The sequence below is a fragment of the Streptomyces violens genome (genome assembly GCF_000717745.1).
GTDB lineage: Bacteria > Actinomycetota > Actinomycetes > Streptomycetales > Streptomycetaceae > Streptomyces > Streptomyces violens.
The window spans coordinates 32,772-48,923 of sequence record NZ_JOBH01000024.1; the positions used below are offsets into that span (position 1 = coordinate 32,772).

At 74.3% G+C, this 16,152-nt stretch carries 13 protein-coding genes; 3 read left to right on the forward strand and 10 right to left on the reverse strand.

Going from position 1 to position 16,152, the window contains the following annotated elements:
- Positions 1-154: 154 nt before the first annotated feature.
- The 8 genes from IF04_RS0132845 to rimP all read right to left on the reverse strand — a co-directional run bounded on the left by IF04_RS0132845 (position 155) and on the right by rimP (position 11,520).
- A complete protein-coding gene (locus IF04_RS0132845; RefSeq protein ID WP_211259894.1) occupies positions 155-4,186 on the reverse strand; it encodes a serine protease in 4,032 nt (1,343 codons plus the stop codon).
- 256 nt (positions 4,187-4,442) lie between these two features.
- Positions 4,443-5,369 carry a tRNA pseudouridine(55) synthase TruB gene (gene truB, locus IF04_RS0132850; RefSeq protein WP_030266397.1) on the reverse strand — a complete coding sequence of 309 codons (927 nt, stop codon included), beginning with the start codon at positions 5,367-5,369 and terminating at the stop codon, positions 4,443-4,445.
- Positions 5,366-5,818 (reverse strand): 30S ribosome-binding factor RbfA, encoded by a 453-nt coding sequence (rbfA, locus tag IF04_RS0132855; RefSeq protein ID WP_030266400.1) that lies wholly within the window; start codon positions 5,816-5,818, stop codon positions 5,366-5,368. Before rbfA ends, truB begins: the two co-directional genes overlap by 4 nt.
- Positions 5,819-5,906: 88 nt before the next feature.
- Positions 5,907-6,203: a DUF503 domain-containing protein gene (locus IF04_RS0132860; protein WP_030266404.1), complete on the reverse strand. Its 297-nt coding sequence runs from the start codon at positions 6,201-6,203 to the stop codon at positions 5,907-5,909.
- Between the two features lie 122 nt (positions 6,204-6,325).
- Positions 6,326-9,403, reverse strand: coding sequence for a translation initiation factor IF-2 (gene infB, locus IF04_RS37925; RefSeq protein WP_078601108.1), 3,078 nt, complete (start codon positions 9,401-9,403; stop codon positions 6,326-6,328).
- 149 nt (positions 9,404-9,552) lie between these two features.
- Positions 9,553-9,831 (reverse strand): YlxR family protein, encoded by a 279-nt coding sequence (locus IF04_RS37930; protein WP_078601110.1) that lies wholly within the window; start codon positions 9,829-9,831, stop codon positions 9,553-9,555.
- A gap of 154 nt (positions 9,832-9,985) precedes the next feature.
- Positions 9,986-10,978 (reverse strand): transcription termination factor NusA, encoded by a 993-nt coding sequence (gene nusA / locus IF04_RS0132875; RefSeq protein ID WP_030266413.1) that lies wholly within the window; start codon positions 10,976-10,978, stop codon positions 9,986-9,988.
- A gap of 2 nt (positions 10,979-10,980) precedes the next feature.
- On the reverse strand, positions 10,981-11,520 hold the full coding sequence (gene rimP, locus IF04_RS0132880) for a ribosome maturation factor RimP (RefSeq protein ID WP_030266417.1): 540 nt from the start codon (positions 11,518-11,520) through the stop codon (positions 10,981-10,983).
- Between the two features lie 160 nt (positions 11,521-11,680).
- Between rimP and IF04_RS0132885 the strand changes: the two genes are divergently transcribed.
- From IF04_RS0132885 to IF04_RS0132895, 3 genes are all read left to right on the forward strand, one after another.
- Positions 11,681-12,262 (forward strand): hypothetical protein, encoded by a 582-nt coding sequence (locus IF04_RS0132885; RefSeq protein WP_051831783.1) that lies wholly within the window; start codon positions 11,681-11,683, stop codon positions 12,260-12,262.
- Positions 12,262-12,759: a ferritin-like domain-containing protein gene (locus IF04_RS0132890; protein WP_030266423.1), complete on the forward strand. Its 498-nt coding sequence runs from the start codon at positions 12,262-12,264 to the stop codon at positions 12,757-12,759. Before IF04_RS0132885 ends, IF04_RS0132890 begins: the two co-directional genes overlap by 1 nt.
- 79 nt (positions 12,760-12,838) lie before the next feature.
- Positions 12,839-13,753, forward strand: coding sequence for an aminoglycoside phosphotransferase family protein (locus tag IF04_RS0132895; RefSeq protein ID WP_030266426.1), 915 nt, complete (start codon positions 12,839-12,841; stop codon positions 13,751-13,753).
- A 57-nt stretch (positions 13,754-13,810) separates the two neighbouring features.
- Here the strand turns inward: IF04_RS0132895 and IF04_RS0132900 are convergent, their stop codons facing one another.
- Together IF04_RS0132900 and IF04_RS0132905 are read right to left on the reverse strand one after the other, a co-directional pair.
- Positions 13,811-15,511 (reverse strand): proline--tRNA ligase, encoded by a 1,701-nt coding sequence (locus tag IF04_RS0132900; protein ID WP_030266428.1) that lies wholly within the window; start codon positions 15,509-15,511, stop codon positions 13,811-13,813.
- 98 nt (positions 15,512-15,609) lie between these two features.
- Complete coding sequence (locus IF04_RS0132905; RefSeq protein ID WP_030266430.1) at positions 15,610-16,143, reverse strand: GNAT family N-acetyltransferase; 534 nt, start codon at positions 16,141-16,143, stop codon at positions 15,610-15,612.
- Positions 16,144-16,152 lie beyond the last annotated feature (9 nt).

Genomic DNA, 16,152 nt, shown 5'->3' on the forward strand with positions numbered 1-16,152 from the left:
CTGTTCACTACACCGATACGGCATTGCGCAGGTCTAAGACTGCCATGCCGGACGGTGTGGTTCGCGCGAAGGGTGGGCTCACCTCGGTCGCCCGCGCGGGGAGCGGCCGATGAGCGCAGGCGGGGCCGGGTGCGTGGCGGGATGCCGACACGGGTCAGGCCGGGTGCGGGGCGCCCTGGGAGGGCGTGCGGACGGCGCCGTGCGCCATGGGGCGGCTGGGGGCGGGGAGGTTGGCGGGGGGCGCGGCCGGGGGGCGGGGGCCGAGCATGGCGCGGGCGCTGGGGCCGACGATCGCGGCCCATTCCGCGGGGGCCGCGGCCAGCCATGTCCGTACCATCGCGGCGAAGTCCGGCAGCAGACGGCCGAGCTCGACCAGCCGGCGGTCGAAGCGGGCCGCGCCTTCGAGGGTCCGGACGTGCAACAGGCCGGTGCGGTGCACGAGATCCCGGGTCTGCGCCTCGGGGCGGCGCGCTGCGCCCTGCGCGGCCGCGCACAGCAGCGCGTCCAGCACGGTGGCGTCGGGCGCGGCAGGCTTGCGCTCGCGCTCCAGCAGGACGTCCAGGAGTTCCTGGCGGAGCGGGCGGGAGGCGGTGCTGCCGGTCCCGGCCAGTACGGGCACGAGCGCGCACCGCACCGGCGCGGCGTGCGCGGTCAGCAGCCGGACGGCGAGCGGGTGGAGCACGGAGCGGGCGCCGGGCCCGGCCTCCAGACGGTGGTCGACGAAGTCCGCGACGTGGCGGGCGGCCGTCCAGGGGAAACGGATGGCGTACTCGTCCACGAGGGCGGCGGCGCGCCGGGCGAGCGCGGGGGTCGAGACGCCGGCGAGCGTACGGAGCACGGCTTCGGCGCCGGCGGGCTCGCCGCGGCCGTCCTCGGCGTCACTGGGCTCGCCACCGAGAGCGCCCTCGGGCGCCCCGCCACCCGTGGCCATGGATTTTCCGGCGCGCGCGGGCGTCCTGCGCAGCCGGGTCTGGAAGGCGGCGAGTACGGGCTCCGGGTGGCTGGTGAGCGCGGCGGTGAACGCGGCGGGCGGCAGCGCGGGGTCGCCCGCCATGAAGCCCGCCAGCGCCCGGTCCAGGTACCGGGAACGGGTGGCCCGGTCGCCGACGAGCAGGGCCAGCGCGGCTCCGTGGACGCCCGCGTCGCCCGGCCGGTCGAGGAGGGTACGGGCGGCCTGCCGCAGCAGTTCGCGGTCCGCGTCGGTGGCGGCGTGTGCGGCGACGACCAGCGCGTACGCGGCGGCGGCCGCCCGGCGCGCGGGCCGGTCGTCGCGCGCCCAGCGGTCCACGGCGCGGCAGAGCGCGGCGGGCTCGTCCTCGGCGAGCGCGGTGAGGAGCTCGTCGGCGCGGGGGTGCGCGGCGGCGGCGAGCGCCTCGGTGAGGCCGTCGGTGGCGCGCCGGCGGTGGGTGTGCAGCAGGGCCTGGGCGGCCGCCGCGACGGTGGGTTCCTGGGGCGGCCCGGCCTCGCCACCGGGCCGTACGGCACTCCGGCCGCGCTGCAACGGACGCTCGTCGTCGAACCAGCGGCACAGCAGCGGCTGTACCCGCCGGGGATCGGCACACAGCAGCGCCGCCGCGAGCCCGAGGAAGCGGGGGCCCGGGGCGGCGGCGCACTCGGCGGAGGCCGTCCCGCCTTCGTACGCCGTCCCGACCGCGTCCGCCGCCGCGTTCTCCGGCGGCGGGCCGTCGGCCGGCAGCAGGCGGCGGACGAGGTCGAGGCGGGTCGGCGGGTCCAGCGGCAGCCGCCGCCAGAACCACGGGCCGAACGCGTCGAGGCCCGTACGGTCGAAGCCGCCCGCCAGCGCCGAACGGTCCGTCACCCGGGCCGCGAGGAGATGCAGTACACGGGCGTACGGTGCGGCGTCGGGCAGCCGCAGCAGGACCTCGCCGAGCAGGTGCTCGGCCCACCACCGGGCGTCCCGCGCCGAGGCATCGGCCGCTCCCCCGCCGGGTCCCGTCCGCTCGCCGCGCTTCCCGGCCGGCGCCGTGACCACCTCCGCCAGCCCCTCCAGCCTGCGGCCCAGCGCTTCGGGGCCGGCGCGGCGGCCGAGGAGCAGCAGGGCCTGGACCACGGGGCCGATGCGGTGCCGCGGTACGGCGGGCGGAGCGGCGGCGACGGGCGGCCGGCCGGTGCCGCCCCGGGCCGGCCCGTGCACCAGCGCGTCCAGCGTCTCGTCCACGTCGAGGTGCGTGCCCTGCAGCCAGTCGGCGAACTCTTCGTGCGGGAAGCGGTAGCCGGCGCCGGCCGGCACCAGCAGCCCTTCGGCGAGTACCGCGGACGCCCAGCCCGTACGCCATGGGAACAGCTCGTCGAACGACGCGCGGTCCAGTTCGCCGCGGCCGGGGCCGAGGCAGCGGCGGGCCGCCTCGTGGGCGCGGCCGGCGACCCGCGCGGCCGACCGGCGCACGTCCGCGCCGCGCGCCCCGGGCGCCCGCCCGGCCCCTGACGCCCGGGCCGGCTCCGCCAGCCGTTGCGCGACGCGCAGGCACAGCAGGTCCAGGTAGCCGCCGAAGATCTCGTGCCGGTGGGGCGTGCCCATTCCGCGCGCGTCCTCGCCCGCGGCGACCAGGGACGTCCGTACCTCGGTCAGCAGCCGCAGGGCCAGCGGGTGGCCGGCGTCCGCGGTGGTCAGCGCGCCGGCCGGCAGGCCGTACCGGGCACGCGCCCGGGCCGCCTCGCGCGGCGCCAGGTCACCGAGGCGTACGCAGGGCGGCAGCGTGCCGGCCGGTGCGCCGGGCGGGGTCACCGCCGGGTGGCGCGGCCGGTGCAGGAAGGCGGCGGGGAAGAGGGCCCCGGCGGTCTCCCAGTACTCGGGGCGGCAGGCGACGATCAGCCGGGCACCGGCACCGTGCAGCCATTCCGCGGTGTCGCGGGTCCAGTCGGCGAGCCGCTCCGCGAGGTCCGGCGGCAGCTCCTCGGGGCCGTCGAGCAGGACCAGGAGGGGGCGCCCGGCCGCCCGCGCGAGCCCGGCCACCTCGTCGGGCGTGGCGGCCGCGGGGTCGCCCGGGGCCGGCCCCGAGGCGCTGAGCACCCGGCCCGCCGACCGCAGCGCCCGCCCCACCGCGTCCCGCAGCCCCCGGTCGGCGGCCCGCAGGTCGGCGCCGCGGAGCCGGAGGGTGGGCGCGGGCGCGGCGGCCCGCGCGCGGCGGGCGGCGAGCGCGGCCAGTTCCGTGCTGCGCCCGGTGCCGGGCTCGCCGACGAGGGCGAGGACCCGCGCCGCCGGGCCGCTCACCGGAGTACCCACCGCACCGGCACCCGGGGCGTCCACCGCACCGGCACCCGGCTCGCCCGCCGACGCACACACCCCGAACGCGGTGAACTCCTCCGCCACCTCGGGCCGTTCGACCGGCTCCCGCCACGGACCGGGGCCGCCCGCCGTCCCCATGGCGGTCGTGGTGAGGGCCAGCACACCGGCCAGGTTGAGGTCCGGGCCGTACGCGGGAACGGTCGCGGCGTTACGGGCCAGCAGCGCGGCGAGCGGCCCCCGCGGATCGGCCGCCGCCGCGGCGTGCAGCGGAATCGCGAACCCGCGCGGCACGGCCTCCCCCTGCACGTACGGCAGCAGTACCCCCGTACTCCCCGCCGGCCGCCCGCAGTGCAGTGCCGTGCCCACCACGGCCAGTACCGCCCCCGTTCCGGCGTCGGTCACCAGCCCGCCGACGGCCGGGCCGCCCAGCCGCAGTGCCTCGCCGGCCGGCCCGGGTACGGCCAGCTCGATCGCGTCGGGCAGGTGGTGGCGGCGGTCGGTCGCGGTGTAGACGACGGCAGCGCGCCCCACGACGCGCGCCACCGGCACGCCCGCCCGCTCCCCTGACGACCCGGCCCGCTCCGCCAGCACCCCCGCCCGGTCCCCCTGCGCACCGTCCCGGTCCCCGTCCACGTACAGCCGTACCTCCGTCCCCGGCCCCGGGCGCCCCGCGGCGACCGGGAGCGGCGGCAGGCCGAGGCCGGTGGTCCGGACGAGGGCGAGGCCGGACTCCGGGAGCGGGGTGACGGCGTCCGCGCCGACCGCGCAGGTCCGCCCGGCCGCGCCCTCCAGGACCAGGCGGGCCAGCCCGTCGACCGCTTCGTGGCTGGTCAGCAGGGTGCCGTCGGGGTCGGCGAGGAAGCCCGTGCCGCGCGGCCGCCCCGCCAGATCGCGGATGCGCACCAGCGCCTCCGCCGCGTCGGCCGCCTGCACCACCATCGCCGTACCTCCCGCCGTCGCCGAAGATCCGGGTCCGCGCGCCACTCACCTCGGGCGACGCGCGTACCGGGTCATTTCGACCGTAGGCAGCCGGTGATCGTCCTGGACAGGGCGCATGACCAACGCGCCCCCGTCCACGCCCGCGGTTCGCTCCGAGCGCCCGCCCGATGGGGTGAATACGCGGGCGCCCCGAAGACGACTGCGTCCCGTGAGCCCTCGGGCTCACGGGACGCGGACACGGCACATCACGGGGACGTCAGACGAAGACCGCCAGGCTCTTCGCCTTGCCGCCCTTGTTCTCCAGCAGCGCGAGGAACGTGCCGTCCGGCGCGAACGCGGCGACCGCGCCGTCCGTGTCGAAGAGCGGCATCGGGATGCGCGCGCCGTTGCCGAGCAGCTTGGCCTGCTGCGCGGTGACGTCCCAGCGCGGGAACGCCGCGGCCGCCGCCTCGCCGATCGGCATGATCGGCAGACCGCTGCCCTCGGGCTCGTCCACGGCCGCCTGGAGCTGCTCCAGCGTGCGCGCCTTGTCGAGCTTGTACGGGCCGACGCGGGTGCGGCGCAGCGCCGTGAGGTGCCCGCCGACGCCCAGGCCCGCACCGAGGTCACGGGCGAGCGCGCGGATGTACGTACCGGAGGAGCACTCCACGGAGACCAGCAGGTCGGTGACGGGGGTGCCGTCCTCGGCCTCGGTCTCGTGGACGGAGTGCAGCACGAAGGAGGAGACGGTGACCGGGCGGGCCGGAATCTCCACCTCTTCGCCGCCGCGCACCCGCGCGTAGGACCGCTTGCCGTCGATCTTGATGGCGCTGACCTTGGACGGCACCTGCATGATGGCGCCGCTCAGCTCCGCGATCCCGGCCTCGATGGCGGCCCGGTCCACGTCCTTCGCGCCCTTGGACTCGGTGATTTCGCCCTCGGCGTCGTCGGTGACGGTGGTCTGGCCGAGCCGGACCGTGCCGACGTACTCCTTCTCCGTCAGCGCGAGGTGGCCGAGCAGCTTCGTGGCGCGCTCGACACCGAGGACGAGCACGCCGGTCGCCATCGGGTCCAGCGTGCCGGCGTGCCCGATGCGGCGGGTGCGGGCCATGCCGCGCATCTTCGCCACGACGTCGTGCGAGGTGAAGCCGGCCGGCTTGTCGACGATGACAAGACCGTCCGGCGGGGTGACCTTCTGCTTCATTCGGCGGCGTTGTCCTCGTCGTCGTCCTCGCCCGGCTTGCGGTACGGGTCGGCCTCACCGGCGTAGTCGGCGCCCGAGGACACCTCGCGGACCTTGGCGTCGGAGGCCCGCGCCTTGTCCAGCAGGTCCTCGATGGTCCGGGCGTTCTCCGGGAGGGCGTCCGCCACGAACGTCAGGGTCGGCGTGAACTTGGTGCCCGCGGCACGCCCGACCTCGGAGCGCAGGATGCCCTTGGCGCTCTCCAGTCCGGCCGCGGCGCTGGCCCGGTCCTCGTCGTCGCCGTAGACCGTGTAGAAGACCGTCGCCTCCCGCAGGTCGCCGGTGACCCGGGTGTCCGTGATGGTCACGTGCGTGCCGAGCCGCGGGTCCTTGACACCGCGCTGCAGCTTCTGGGCGACCACCTCCCGGATGAGGTCCGCCAGCCTCTTCGCCCGCGCATTGTCGGCCACTGGTCGTCTCCTTCTAGTTTCTTTCCACCATGGTGCTTGCGGCGCCGACGGTCCGCACGGCCTGCCGGTCACCCGGCAGGCCGTCGCGTCACTCGTCGTGGTCGCCGTGGAACCGCCGCCGTACCGACAGCAGCTCCACTTCGGGACGTGCGGCGACCAGTCGCTCGCAGCGGTCCAGTACGTCTGTGAGGTGCCCCGCGTCGCCGGAGACCGCCGCCAGGCCGATCGTGACCCGGCGGTAGAGGTCCTGTTCGCCGACCTCCGCCACGCTGACCGCGTACTTGCGGTGCAGTTCGGCGACGATCGGGCGGACGACGGAGCGCTTCTCCTTCAGCGACCGTACGTCGCCGAGGAGGAGGTCGAAGGACAGCGTCCCTACGTACATGCAGTCCGGGTAAGCCACCCGTGGGGCCTGAGGTGTAGCGGTCACTGGCACCGTACACGCAACGGCCGGGGCCGATCGACGGAAATTCCTCCGCCGACCGGCCCCGGGTCGAGTGATGCAGATCAGCCGCGCGGCTTCTCGCGCATCTCGTACGTCGCGATGACGTCGTCGACCTTGATGTCGTTGAAGTTGCCGAGGTTGATACCGCCCTCGAACCCTTCGCGGATCTCGGTGACGTCGTCCTTGAAGCGGCGCAGACCCTCGATGTTGAGGTTCTCCGCGATGACCTTGCCGTCGCGGACCAGGCGCGCCTTGGTGTTGCGCTTGACCTCGCCGGACCGGATGAGGACACCGGCGATGTTGCCCAGCTTGGACGACTTGAAGACCTCGCGGATCTCCGCCGTGCCGAGCTCGACCTCCTCGTACTCCGGCTTCAGCATGCCCTTCAGGGCCGCCTCGATCTCCTCGATCGCCTGGTAGATGACCGAGTAGTACCGGACGTCGACGCCCTCGCGCTCGGCCATCTGCGTCGCGCGGCCTTCGGCGCGGACGTTGAAGCCGATGACGATCGCGTCGGAGCCGGACGCCAGGTTGATGTCGGACTCGGTGACCGCACCCACGCCGCGGTGCAGCACGCGGATGTCGACCTCCTCGCCCACGTCGAGCTGGAGCAGCGAGCTCTCCAGGGCCTCGACCGAACCGGACGCGTCGCCCTTGATGATGAGGTTGAGCTGCTGGACCTCGCCGGCCTTGAGCACCTTGTCCAGGTCCTCGAGGGACACCCGACGGGTGCGCTTGGCGAAGGCGGCGTTGCGCTCGCGCGCCGCGCGCTTCTCGGCGATCTGACGGGCGGTGCGGTCCTCGTCGACAACCAGGAAGTTGTCGCCGGCGCCCGGCACGTTGGTCAGACCCAGCACCAGGACGGGGGTCGAGGGACCCGCTTCCTGGACGTTGTTGCCCTTGTCGTCGAGCATCGCGCGGACTCGGCCGTACGCGTCGCCGACGACCATCGTCTCGCCGACCCGCAGGGTGCCGCGCTGGACCAGCACGGTGGCCACGGCGCCGCGGCCGCGGTCGAGGTGGGCCTCGATCGCAATACCCTGCGCGTCCTGCTCGGCGTTGGCCCGCAGGTCGAGCGAGGCGTCCGCGGTGAGGACCACGGCCTCCAGCAGGCTGTCGATGTTCTCGCCCTGCTTGGCGGAGATGTCGACGAACATGGTGTCGCCGCCGTACTCCTCGGCCACCAGACCGAACTCGGTGAGCTGGCCGCGCACCTTGGTCGGGTCGGCACCCTCGACGTCGATCTTGTTGACCGCGACCACGATCGGCACCTCGGCCGCCTTGGCGTGGTTCAGCGCCTCGATCGTCTGCGGCATCACACCGTCGTTGGCCGCCACCACGAGGATCGCGATGTCGGTCGACTTCGCACCACGGGCACGCATGGCGGTGAACGCCTCGTGACCCGGGGTGTCGATGAAGGTGAGGCGACGCTCTTCGTCGTTGACCTCGGTCGCGACCTGGTACGCACCGATGTGCTGCGTGATGCCGCCGGCCTCGCCCGCGATGACGTTCGTCTTGCGGATCGCGTCCAGCAGTCGGGTCTTACCGTGGTCGACGTGACCCATGACGGTCACGACCGGCGGACGGGAGACGAGCATTTCCTCGCCGCCCTCGTTCTCGCCGAACTCGATGTCGAAGGACTCGAGAAGCTCGCGGTCCTCCTCCTCCGGGCTGACGATCTCGACGACGTAGTTCATCTCGTCGGCGAGGAGCTGCAGCGTCTCGTCGGACACCGACTGGGTCGCGGTGACCATCTCACCCAGGTTCAGCATGACCTGGACGAGCGACGCCGGGTTGGCGTTGATCTTCTCCGCGAAGTCCGTCAGCGAGGCACCGCGCGACAGGCGAACCGTCGCACCGTTGCCGCGCGGCAGCATGATGCCGCCGACCGACGGGGCCTGCATGGCCTCGTACTCCTGACGCCTCTGCCGCTTCGACTTGCGACCGCGACGCGCGGGACCGCCGGGACGGCCGAAGGCGCCCTGCGTGCCACCACGGCCACCGGGGCCGCCGGGACGGCCACCGAAGCCGGGACGGCCGCCGAAGCCGCCGCCACCGGGACGGCCGGGAGCGCCGCCGCCACCACCGGGACGGCCGGCGAAGCCGCCGCCACCGCCACCGGGACGACCGGCGAAGCCGCCGCCGCCACCGGGACGACCGCCGCCACCCGGACGACCGCCGCCGCCGGGACCGCGGCCACCGCCGGGGCCACCGCCGGGACGCGGGCCGGCAGCCGGACGCTGCGGCATCATGCCCGGGTTCGGACGGGCGCCGCCGCCGGGACGGGGACCGCCCTGGCCTGCGCCGCCGCCCTGCGGACGGGGCATACCGCCCGGAGTCGGACGGTTACCACCGGGAGCCTGGGGACGGGGACCGCCCTGGCCGGCACCCTGCGGGCGCGGGGCACCGCCGGGGCCACCCTGACCGCCGGGGCGCGGCGCGCCACCGGGACGGGGAGCCTGCGGACGGGCCATGCCCGTGGAGCCGCCGGAGGTGAAGGGGTTGTTGCCCGGACGCGGGCCCTGGGGGCGGTTGCCGCCGGGGCGCGGAGCACCCTGACGGTCGCCACCGGGACGCGGGCCACGGTCGCCGCGGCCCTGACGCTCCTGACCGGGGCCCTGACGCTCCTGGCCGGGGCCGGGACGGCCCGGACGCGGGCCGGGGGTCGCACCGCCGGGCTTGGGAGCCTGGGGCGCGGCCGGCGGAGCCTGGAACTCGGGCTGCGCGGGCGCGGCCGGAGCGGGCTTGGGAGCCGGCTTCGGGCCGGGCGTGGGACGCGGGCCCGGAGCGGGCGCCGCGGGAGAGGAGGGGGTGCTGCTCTTCGGCGCCTCGGGGGCGGCCGGAGCCGCGGGGCCCGGCTTGGGGGCACCCGGCTTCGGAGCAGCAGGACGGGCCGCCTGCGCCGGAGAGGGCGCGGACGGCTTGGCGGGCGCAGACTTGCGCGGCGCCGAGGGCTTGCCAGAGGCACGGCCGTTGCCGTTGCCTGCCTGGAAAGCGTCGGTCAGCTTGCGAACAACCGGCGCCTCGATCGTCGAGGACGCCGAACGGACGAATTCACCAAGTTCTTGGAGCTTGGCCATGACGACCTTGCTCTCAACGCCGAACTCCTTGGCGAGTTCGTATACCCGGACCTTAGCCACTTCGCTCCTTCTAGGTCCGGGTTGTCCACCGGACCGTCGCTACTTCATGGGCGTACTCATCGCGTACTCATCGAGTGCTCATCGCAATCTCGACCTACTTCCGACTCGCGAGGTACCTGACCGCACGGTTTTCCGTGCGACGTGCTGTCTTACGGTGTTGCCTGCTCGACGTACTGGCGCAAGGCCGTGGTGTCGAGCGGTCCCGGTCCTCTGAAGGCCCTGGGGAACGCCCGGCGGCGGACCGCCAGGTCGAAACAGACCAGTGTGGGGTGCACGTAAGCACCCCGGCCGGGCAGCGTACCGCGAGGATCGGGGGTGCACTCACCATCGATCACCACGATGCGCAGCAAATCGCCCTTGGCCGCTCGCTCCCGGCATCCCACACAGGATCGCTCAGGGCATGCGCGGGCATGCGTCCGGCCAGACACTGCTTAAGTCTACCTCCCCGTAGCGGCCTCACCCCTATGGGGTAAGGACCGAACGGCTGCTCATATTCCTTCGTGGCTGACAATCGACGGTGGCCGACACCGGCCGTGGCCGGGAAGTGACGCCGGCGGCACCCGGCCGCCGGCGTCCGGGACGTCAGTCCCGCGGGTCCGGAGCCTCGGTGTCCGGGCGGATGTCGATGCGCCAGCCGGTGAGCCGGGCGGCGAGCCGGGCGTTCTGCCCTTCCTTGCCGATGGCCAGTGACAGCTGGTAATCGGGGACGGTGACCCGCGCGGAGCGCGCGGCCAGGTCCACGATCTCGACCTTGGAGACACGGGCCGGTGACAGCGCGTGCGCGACCAGGTCGGCCGGGTCGTCCGACCAGTCGACGATGTCGATCTTCTCGCCGTTCAGCTCGGCCATGACGTTGCGGACGCGGCCGCCCATCGGACCGATGCAGGCGCCCTTGGCGTTCAGCCCCGAGCGGGTCGAACGCACCGCGATCTTCGTACGGTGACCGGCCTCACGGGCGATGGCGGAGATCTCCACCGAGCCGTCCGCGATCTCCGGGACCTCCAGCGCGAAGAGCTTCTTCACCAGGTTCGGGTGGGTGCGCGAGAGGGTGACCGACGGGCCGCGGACGCCCTTGACGACCCGGACGACGTACGAGCGCAGCCGCGTGCCGTGCTTGTAGTCCTCGCCGGGGACCTGCTCCTGCACCGGCAGGATGGCCTCCAGCTTGCCGATGTCGACCAGGACGTTCTTGGGGTCCTTGCCCTGCTGGACCACGCCGGTGACGACGTCGCCCTCGCGCCCGGCGTACTCGCCGAAGGTCACGTCCTCCTCGGCGTCCCGCAGCCGCTGCAGGATGACCTGCTTGGCGGTGGTCGCCGCGATCCGGCCGAAACCCGACGGTGTGTCGTCGAACTCGCGGGCCTCCTGGCCCTCCTCGAGGTCGGCCGGGTCCTCCTTCGCCCACACGGTCACATGGCCCGTGTTGCGGTCCAGCTGCACGCGCGCGTGCCGGCGGCTGCCCTCGGTGCGGTGGTACGCGATGAGGAGGGCCGACTCGATGGCCTCCACCAGCAGGTCGAAGGAGATTTCCTTCTCCCGCACCAAACCCCGCAGGGCGCTCATGTCGATGTCCACGGCTACGCCTCCTCCTGGCTCTCGTCGTTGGTGTCGCCCGCGGCGGGAGCCGGAGCGGTCTTGCGGTTGAACTCGATCTCCACGCGCGCCTTGGCGATCTCGCTGAAGGCGACCCGGCGGGCGGTGGGCTTGCGCCCCTTCACGCCCGGCACTTCGAGGTCCAGGCCCTCGTCGTCGACGGCGATGATCCGGGCGACCAGCTCCCCGGCCCCCGCCTCGTCGGTCAGCTGGGCCTTGATCAGGCGGCCGGTGGCGCGGCGGTAGTGCCGCGGCTCGGTGAGCGGGCGGTCGGCACCGGGAGAGGTGACTTCCAGGGTGTACGCGACGTCACCCATGGCATCCGCGTCGTCCAGGGCCTGCGAGATCTCGCGGCTGAGTGCGGCGCACTCGTCCAGCTGGACGCCGTCGTCGGAGTCGACCACGATCCTCAGCACACGCCGCTTGCCTGCGGGGGTCACCTCGATCTCTTCCAGATCCAGGTCTCGCGCGGCGACCAGCGGTTCAAGCAGTCCGCGCAGCCTCTCGCTCTGGGTGGTGCTCATCCGGGTGACTCCTCGGCCGCGTGTGCTGTTGTGGGATGGTCGCGTGTCTGGCCAAAGCCTATCTGTTCCGGCGGGGTACTGACGATTCCGTGCGCGGCCGCGGTTACGCTCGCCTGCGGTGATCACCAGATCACCACCCGCAGACCCCGGGAAGAGGACCGTGCCGCAGCCGAGTACGCACCCGAGTACGCACCTGAGGAGAAGGACCCTGCTGGCAGGCGCCGCGCTCGGCAGCGCGGCACTGCTCACGGGCTGCTCCGAGCAGTCCGCCGCGTCCGACGACATGGACAGCGCGGCCGGACGGTCCCTGCTCGAAAAGGGCTCACAGGACAGCGGCGCGCTGCTGGCCCGGTACGACGCGACACTGACCGCCCACCCGGCACTTGAGAAGCGGGTGCGCCCCCTTCGGGACCAAGTCGCCGCGCACATCGCGGCGTTCGACGCGCCGGAGGCCACCGGCACCCCGTCCGGCACGCCCTCCGCGACCGCGTCGCCGTCCCGTACGCCGGCGAAGCAGCCGCGCGCCCCGAAGGTGCCGGGCAGCGCACTGCAGGCACTCGCCGCGCTGGCCGACGCCGAACGGGAGGTGGCCGACCGGCGCACCGCGGCCCTCGTCGGCGCCCCGCCGGAGGTCGCCCGGCTGCTCGCCTCGGTCGCCGCGGCCGGCGCCGCGCACGCCCACGTACTCGACTCGCACGGCAAGGACGGCGGGACGGACAACACGGACGGGAAGAACACCTGATGCCGGCGGAGAAGCAGGAGAACACGGACCGGGCGGCCGAACTGACGGCCCTGCAGAACGCGCTGGCCGCCGAGCACGCCGCGCTCTACGGCTACGGCGTGGTGGGCGCGCGCGTCGCCGACGGACGGCGCAAGGAAGCGCAGGAGGGCTACGACGCCCATCGTGCGCGCCGGGACGAGCTGAGCCGCCGGGTGCGCGCGCTCGGCGGCAAACCGAAGGCGGCGGCCGCGGCGTACGCACTGCCCTTTCCCGTGCCCGACGCGGCCGCCGCCGTGCGGCTCGCGGCCGAACTGGAGGACCGGGTGGCCGGGGCGTACGCCGACCTCGTACGCGCCTCCTCGGGTGCCCGGCGGCGCACGGCGGCCGGATCGCTCCGGGAGGCAGCGGTGCGTGCGGTGCGCTGGCGGGGCAGCGGCGTAGCCTTCCCTGGGCTCGCCGAACGGACCACGGCCGGCGGCCCGTCGCCCACCGCGACCGGATCCGCCGACGCGCTCTGAGCGCGCGGCGGCCACCGCCCGGAAGGCCGCAGGCCCCGCCGGCCACCCCGGCACCGCCGACGAAAGGGACAGCTCCAGCATGGCAACGGCACCCATCGAACCGCCGAGACGATTGGTGCGCGCGATCGGCGACGACCCCGCGAGCCCCGCGCGCGCCTGGCTGGACACACTGCCGGACCGCGTGGCGGAGCAGCTGGCGGCCTGGGAACTCACCCTGGAACGGGTGCACGAGCCTGGCGGCCGCGCCAGCCTCCTCGTCCTGGTCACCCAGGCGGACGGCACGCCGGCCGCGCTGAAGTTCCCGCTCCCCGGGCAGCCTGGCGCGGAGGCCGAGGCGGCGGCGCTGACGCGCTGGGACGGCTGGGGCGCGGTACGGCTGCTGCGCGCCGACCTGGACAGCGGCGCGCTCCTCCTGGAGCGCCTCCGCGGCGCGGTGTCACTGCGCTCGCTCCCCGAGGCGAAGGCGCTGCTGGAGGCGGCGGGAACGGTCCGCCGCCTCTGGGTCTCTCCCCCGGAGCAGCACCCCTTCGAGACGCTGGCCGCCCGCACGGAGGCCGACGTGGCGGCGCTGCGGGCCGGGGCCGCGGCGGCCCCGTCGGCCGCCCCGCTGATCGACGAGGCCACAGAACTGCGCCGCGCGCTGCCCGCCGACGCCCCCGAAGAAGTACTCCTGCACGGCGCGTTCCGCCAGGGCAAGGTACTGGCCGGCCACCGCACGCCGTGGCTCGCGGTCGGGCCCCGGCCGGTCGTCGGCGAACGCGCTTACGACCTGGTCGGGCTGGTCCTGGACCGCATGGAGGACCTGGCGGCCGGCACGGGGGCCGCGGCCGCGGCGCGGCGCCGGGTCGCCAAGCTGGCCGACTCCGTCGACGTCGACCGGGACCGCTTGCGCGGGTGGGTCCTGATCGGCGCGGTGGAGGGGGGCCTCCGAGCCGTGACGGCGGGCGACCGGGCCCGCGGAGAGCTGCTGCTGGAGTTCGGGACCTGGCTGTAGAGCCGAGGGGGCGATCCCGCACCTCACAGCGCGGGCCCGCCCCCTCGGAAAGTCGCGCTACGCGCTCAGCCGCGCCACGGCCTCTTCGACCGTGACCTCCTCGCGCTCACCCGTCCGCCGGTCCTTGACCTCGACGACGCCCTCCGCGGCACGGCGGCCGGCGACGACGATCGTCGGGACGCCGAGCAGCTCCGCGTCCGTGAACTTCACGCCCGGGGAGACCCCGGCCCGGTCGTCGACCAGCACGCGCAGCCCCGCCGCGCCCAGCTTCTCGCCGACCTCCAGCGCCAGCTCCGTCTGCTTGGCCTTGCCCGCCGCGACGACGTGCACGTCCGCCGGGGCGACCTCGCGGGGCCAGCACAGGCCGGACTCGTCGTGGGTCTGCTCGGCGAGCGCCGCCACCGCGCGGGAGACGCCGATGCCGTACGAGCCCATCGTGACCCGCACCGGCTTGCCGTTCTGGCCGAGCACGTCCAGCTCGAACGCGTCGGCGTACTTGCGGCCCAGCTGGAAGATGTGGCCGATTTCGATGGCCCGGTCGATGACCAGCCCGGCACCGCACTTGGGGCAGGGGTCGCCCGGCTCGACGACGACCACGTCGAGGTAGTCGTCCACCTCGAAGTCGCGGCCCGCGACGACGTTCCGCGCGTGCTTGCCGTCCTTGTTGGCGCCGGTGATCCAGGAGGTACCGGGCGCCACCCGCGGGTCGGCGATGTACTTGAACGCCTTGCCGGCCAGGCCCTGCGGGCCGATGTAGCCGCGCACCAGGTCCTCGCGGCCGACGAAGTCCTCGGCGGTGACGACCTCGACGACGGCCGGGGCGAGAGCCTCGCCCAGCTTGCCCAGGTCGACCTCGCGGTCCCCCGGGACGCCGACGGCCACGATCTCGCCGTCGACCTTCACGAGCAGGTTCTTGAGCGTCGCGGAGGCCGGCACGCCCAGGTACTCGGCCAGCGACTCGATGGTCGGGGTGTCAGGAGTGTCCAGCTCCTCGATCTCCCCGACGCCCGCCGCGTCCACCGGCGCGACCTTCACGGTCACGGCCTCGGTGTTCGCCGCGTAGTCGCACTGCGGGCAGTCGACGAAGGTGTCCTCACCGGCCGCCGCGGGGGCGAGGAACTCCTCGGACGCGGAGCCGCCCATCGCACCGGAGACGGCCGAGACGATGCGGTAGTCCAGGCCGAGGCGCTGGAAGATCTTCTGGTACGCCGCGCGGTGCAGCGCGTACGACTCGGCCAGGCCCTCGTCGGTGGTGTCGAAGCTGTACGAGTCCTTCATCTGGAACTCGCGGCCGCGCAGCACGCCGGAGCGGGGCCGCGCCTCGTCCCGGTACTTCGTCTGGATCTGGTACAGCATGACCGGCAGGTCCTTGTAGGACGTGCACTGGTCCTTGACCGTGAGGGTGAAGATCTCCTCGTGGGTGGGGCCGAGGAGGTAGTCGGCGCCCTTGCGGTCCTGCAGGCGGAAGAGCAGGTCGCCGTACTCCTCCCAGCGGTTGCTCGCCTCGTACGGCTCCTTGGGGAGCAGCGCGGGGAGCAGGACCTCCTGGGCGCCGATGGCGTCCATCTCCTCGCGCACCACGCGCGAGACGTTCTCCAGCACCTTCTTGCCCAGCGGCAGCCAGGTCCAGATGCCGGCGGAGGTGCGGCGGACGTACCCGGCGCGGACGAGCAGCTTGTGGCTGGCGGTCTCGGCGTCGGCCGGGTCGTCGCGCAGCGTCTTGATCATCAATCGGGACATGCGCTGGACCTGGGCCATGGTGATTCTCCTGCGTAAGAAAGGGTTCTGGAGCGAGGTTATCGGGCCGGGCATCGCGCACGGAAATGGATACCGGTCCCCCGGCGCCCCGGACCCCGTCAGCGCGCCAGCGGAAGCGGCGCGCCCATGACCGCGTACGGGGCCGGCGCGCTGGGGAACAGCACGCGGCGCGCGAGGTCCTGGTAGCCGAGCGAGCGGTACAGCGCGCGGGCCGGGCTCTCGGTGTCGATGGCCGAGAGGATGCTGCGCGGGTACGGCGCCTCGTCGGTGATGCGGGTGATCAGCGCCCGCCCGATGCCGCGCTTCTGGTACGCGGGGTGGACGTGCAGCTCGGTGATGACGAAGGAGTCGTCGAGCCAGAAGTCCAGGCCCACGCTGCGCAGGTACGGCTCGACGACGCTGGACCACCAGTGGGAGCGGTCGTTGGGCAGGCCGTACACGAAGCCGGCCAGCCGCCCCTCGGGCGTGGTGGCGCCCAGGGCGCGGGCCCCGGGGGTGGTGAGATGGCGCAGCACGATGTGGCGCCGTACGCCGATCTCGTCGTCGGTCAGGCCGAAGGCGAGCGCCTGTACGGCCAGCGCTTCGTCCACGCGGGCAGCGAGGTCGAGCGGGCCGACCACGACGTCATCCATGGTCGGGAG

Bases quoted from the DNA above. Each gene is read 5' to 3' on its own strand.
- IF04_RS0132845 (WP_211259894.1), bottom strand. From the start codon at position 4,186: ATGGTGGTGCAGGCGGCCGACGCGGCGGAGGCGCTGGTGCGCATCCGC.
- truB (WP_030266397.1), bottom strand. From the start codon at position 5,369: ATGAAGCAGAAGGTCACCCCGCCGGACGGTCTTGTCATCGTCGACAAG.
- IF04_RS0132860 (WP_030266404.1), bottom strand. From the start codon at position 6,203: ATGTACGTAGGGACGCTGTCCTTCGACCTCCTCCTCGGCGACGTACGG.
- rimP (WP_030266417.1), bottom strand. From the start codon at position 11,520: ATGAGCACCACCCAGAGCGAGAGGCTGCGCGGACTGCTTGAACCGCTG.
- IF04_RS0132890 (WP_030266423.1), top strand. From the start codon at position 12,262: ATGCCGGCGGAGAAGCAGGAGAACACGGACCGGGCGGCCGAACTGACG.
- IF04_RS0132895 (WP_030266426.1), top strand. From the start codon at position 12,839: ATGGCAACGGCACCCATCGAACCGCCGAGACGATTGGTGCGCGCGATC.
- IF04_RS0132900 (WP_030266428.1), bottom strand. From the start codon at position 15,511: ATGGCCCAGGTCCAGCGCATGTCCCGATTGATGATCAAGACGCTGCGC.
- IF04_RS0132905 (WP_030266430.1), bottom strand. From the start codon at position 16,143: ATGGATGACGTCGTGGTCGGCCCGCTCGACCTCGCTGCCCGCGTGGAC.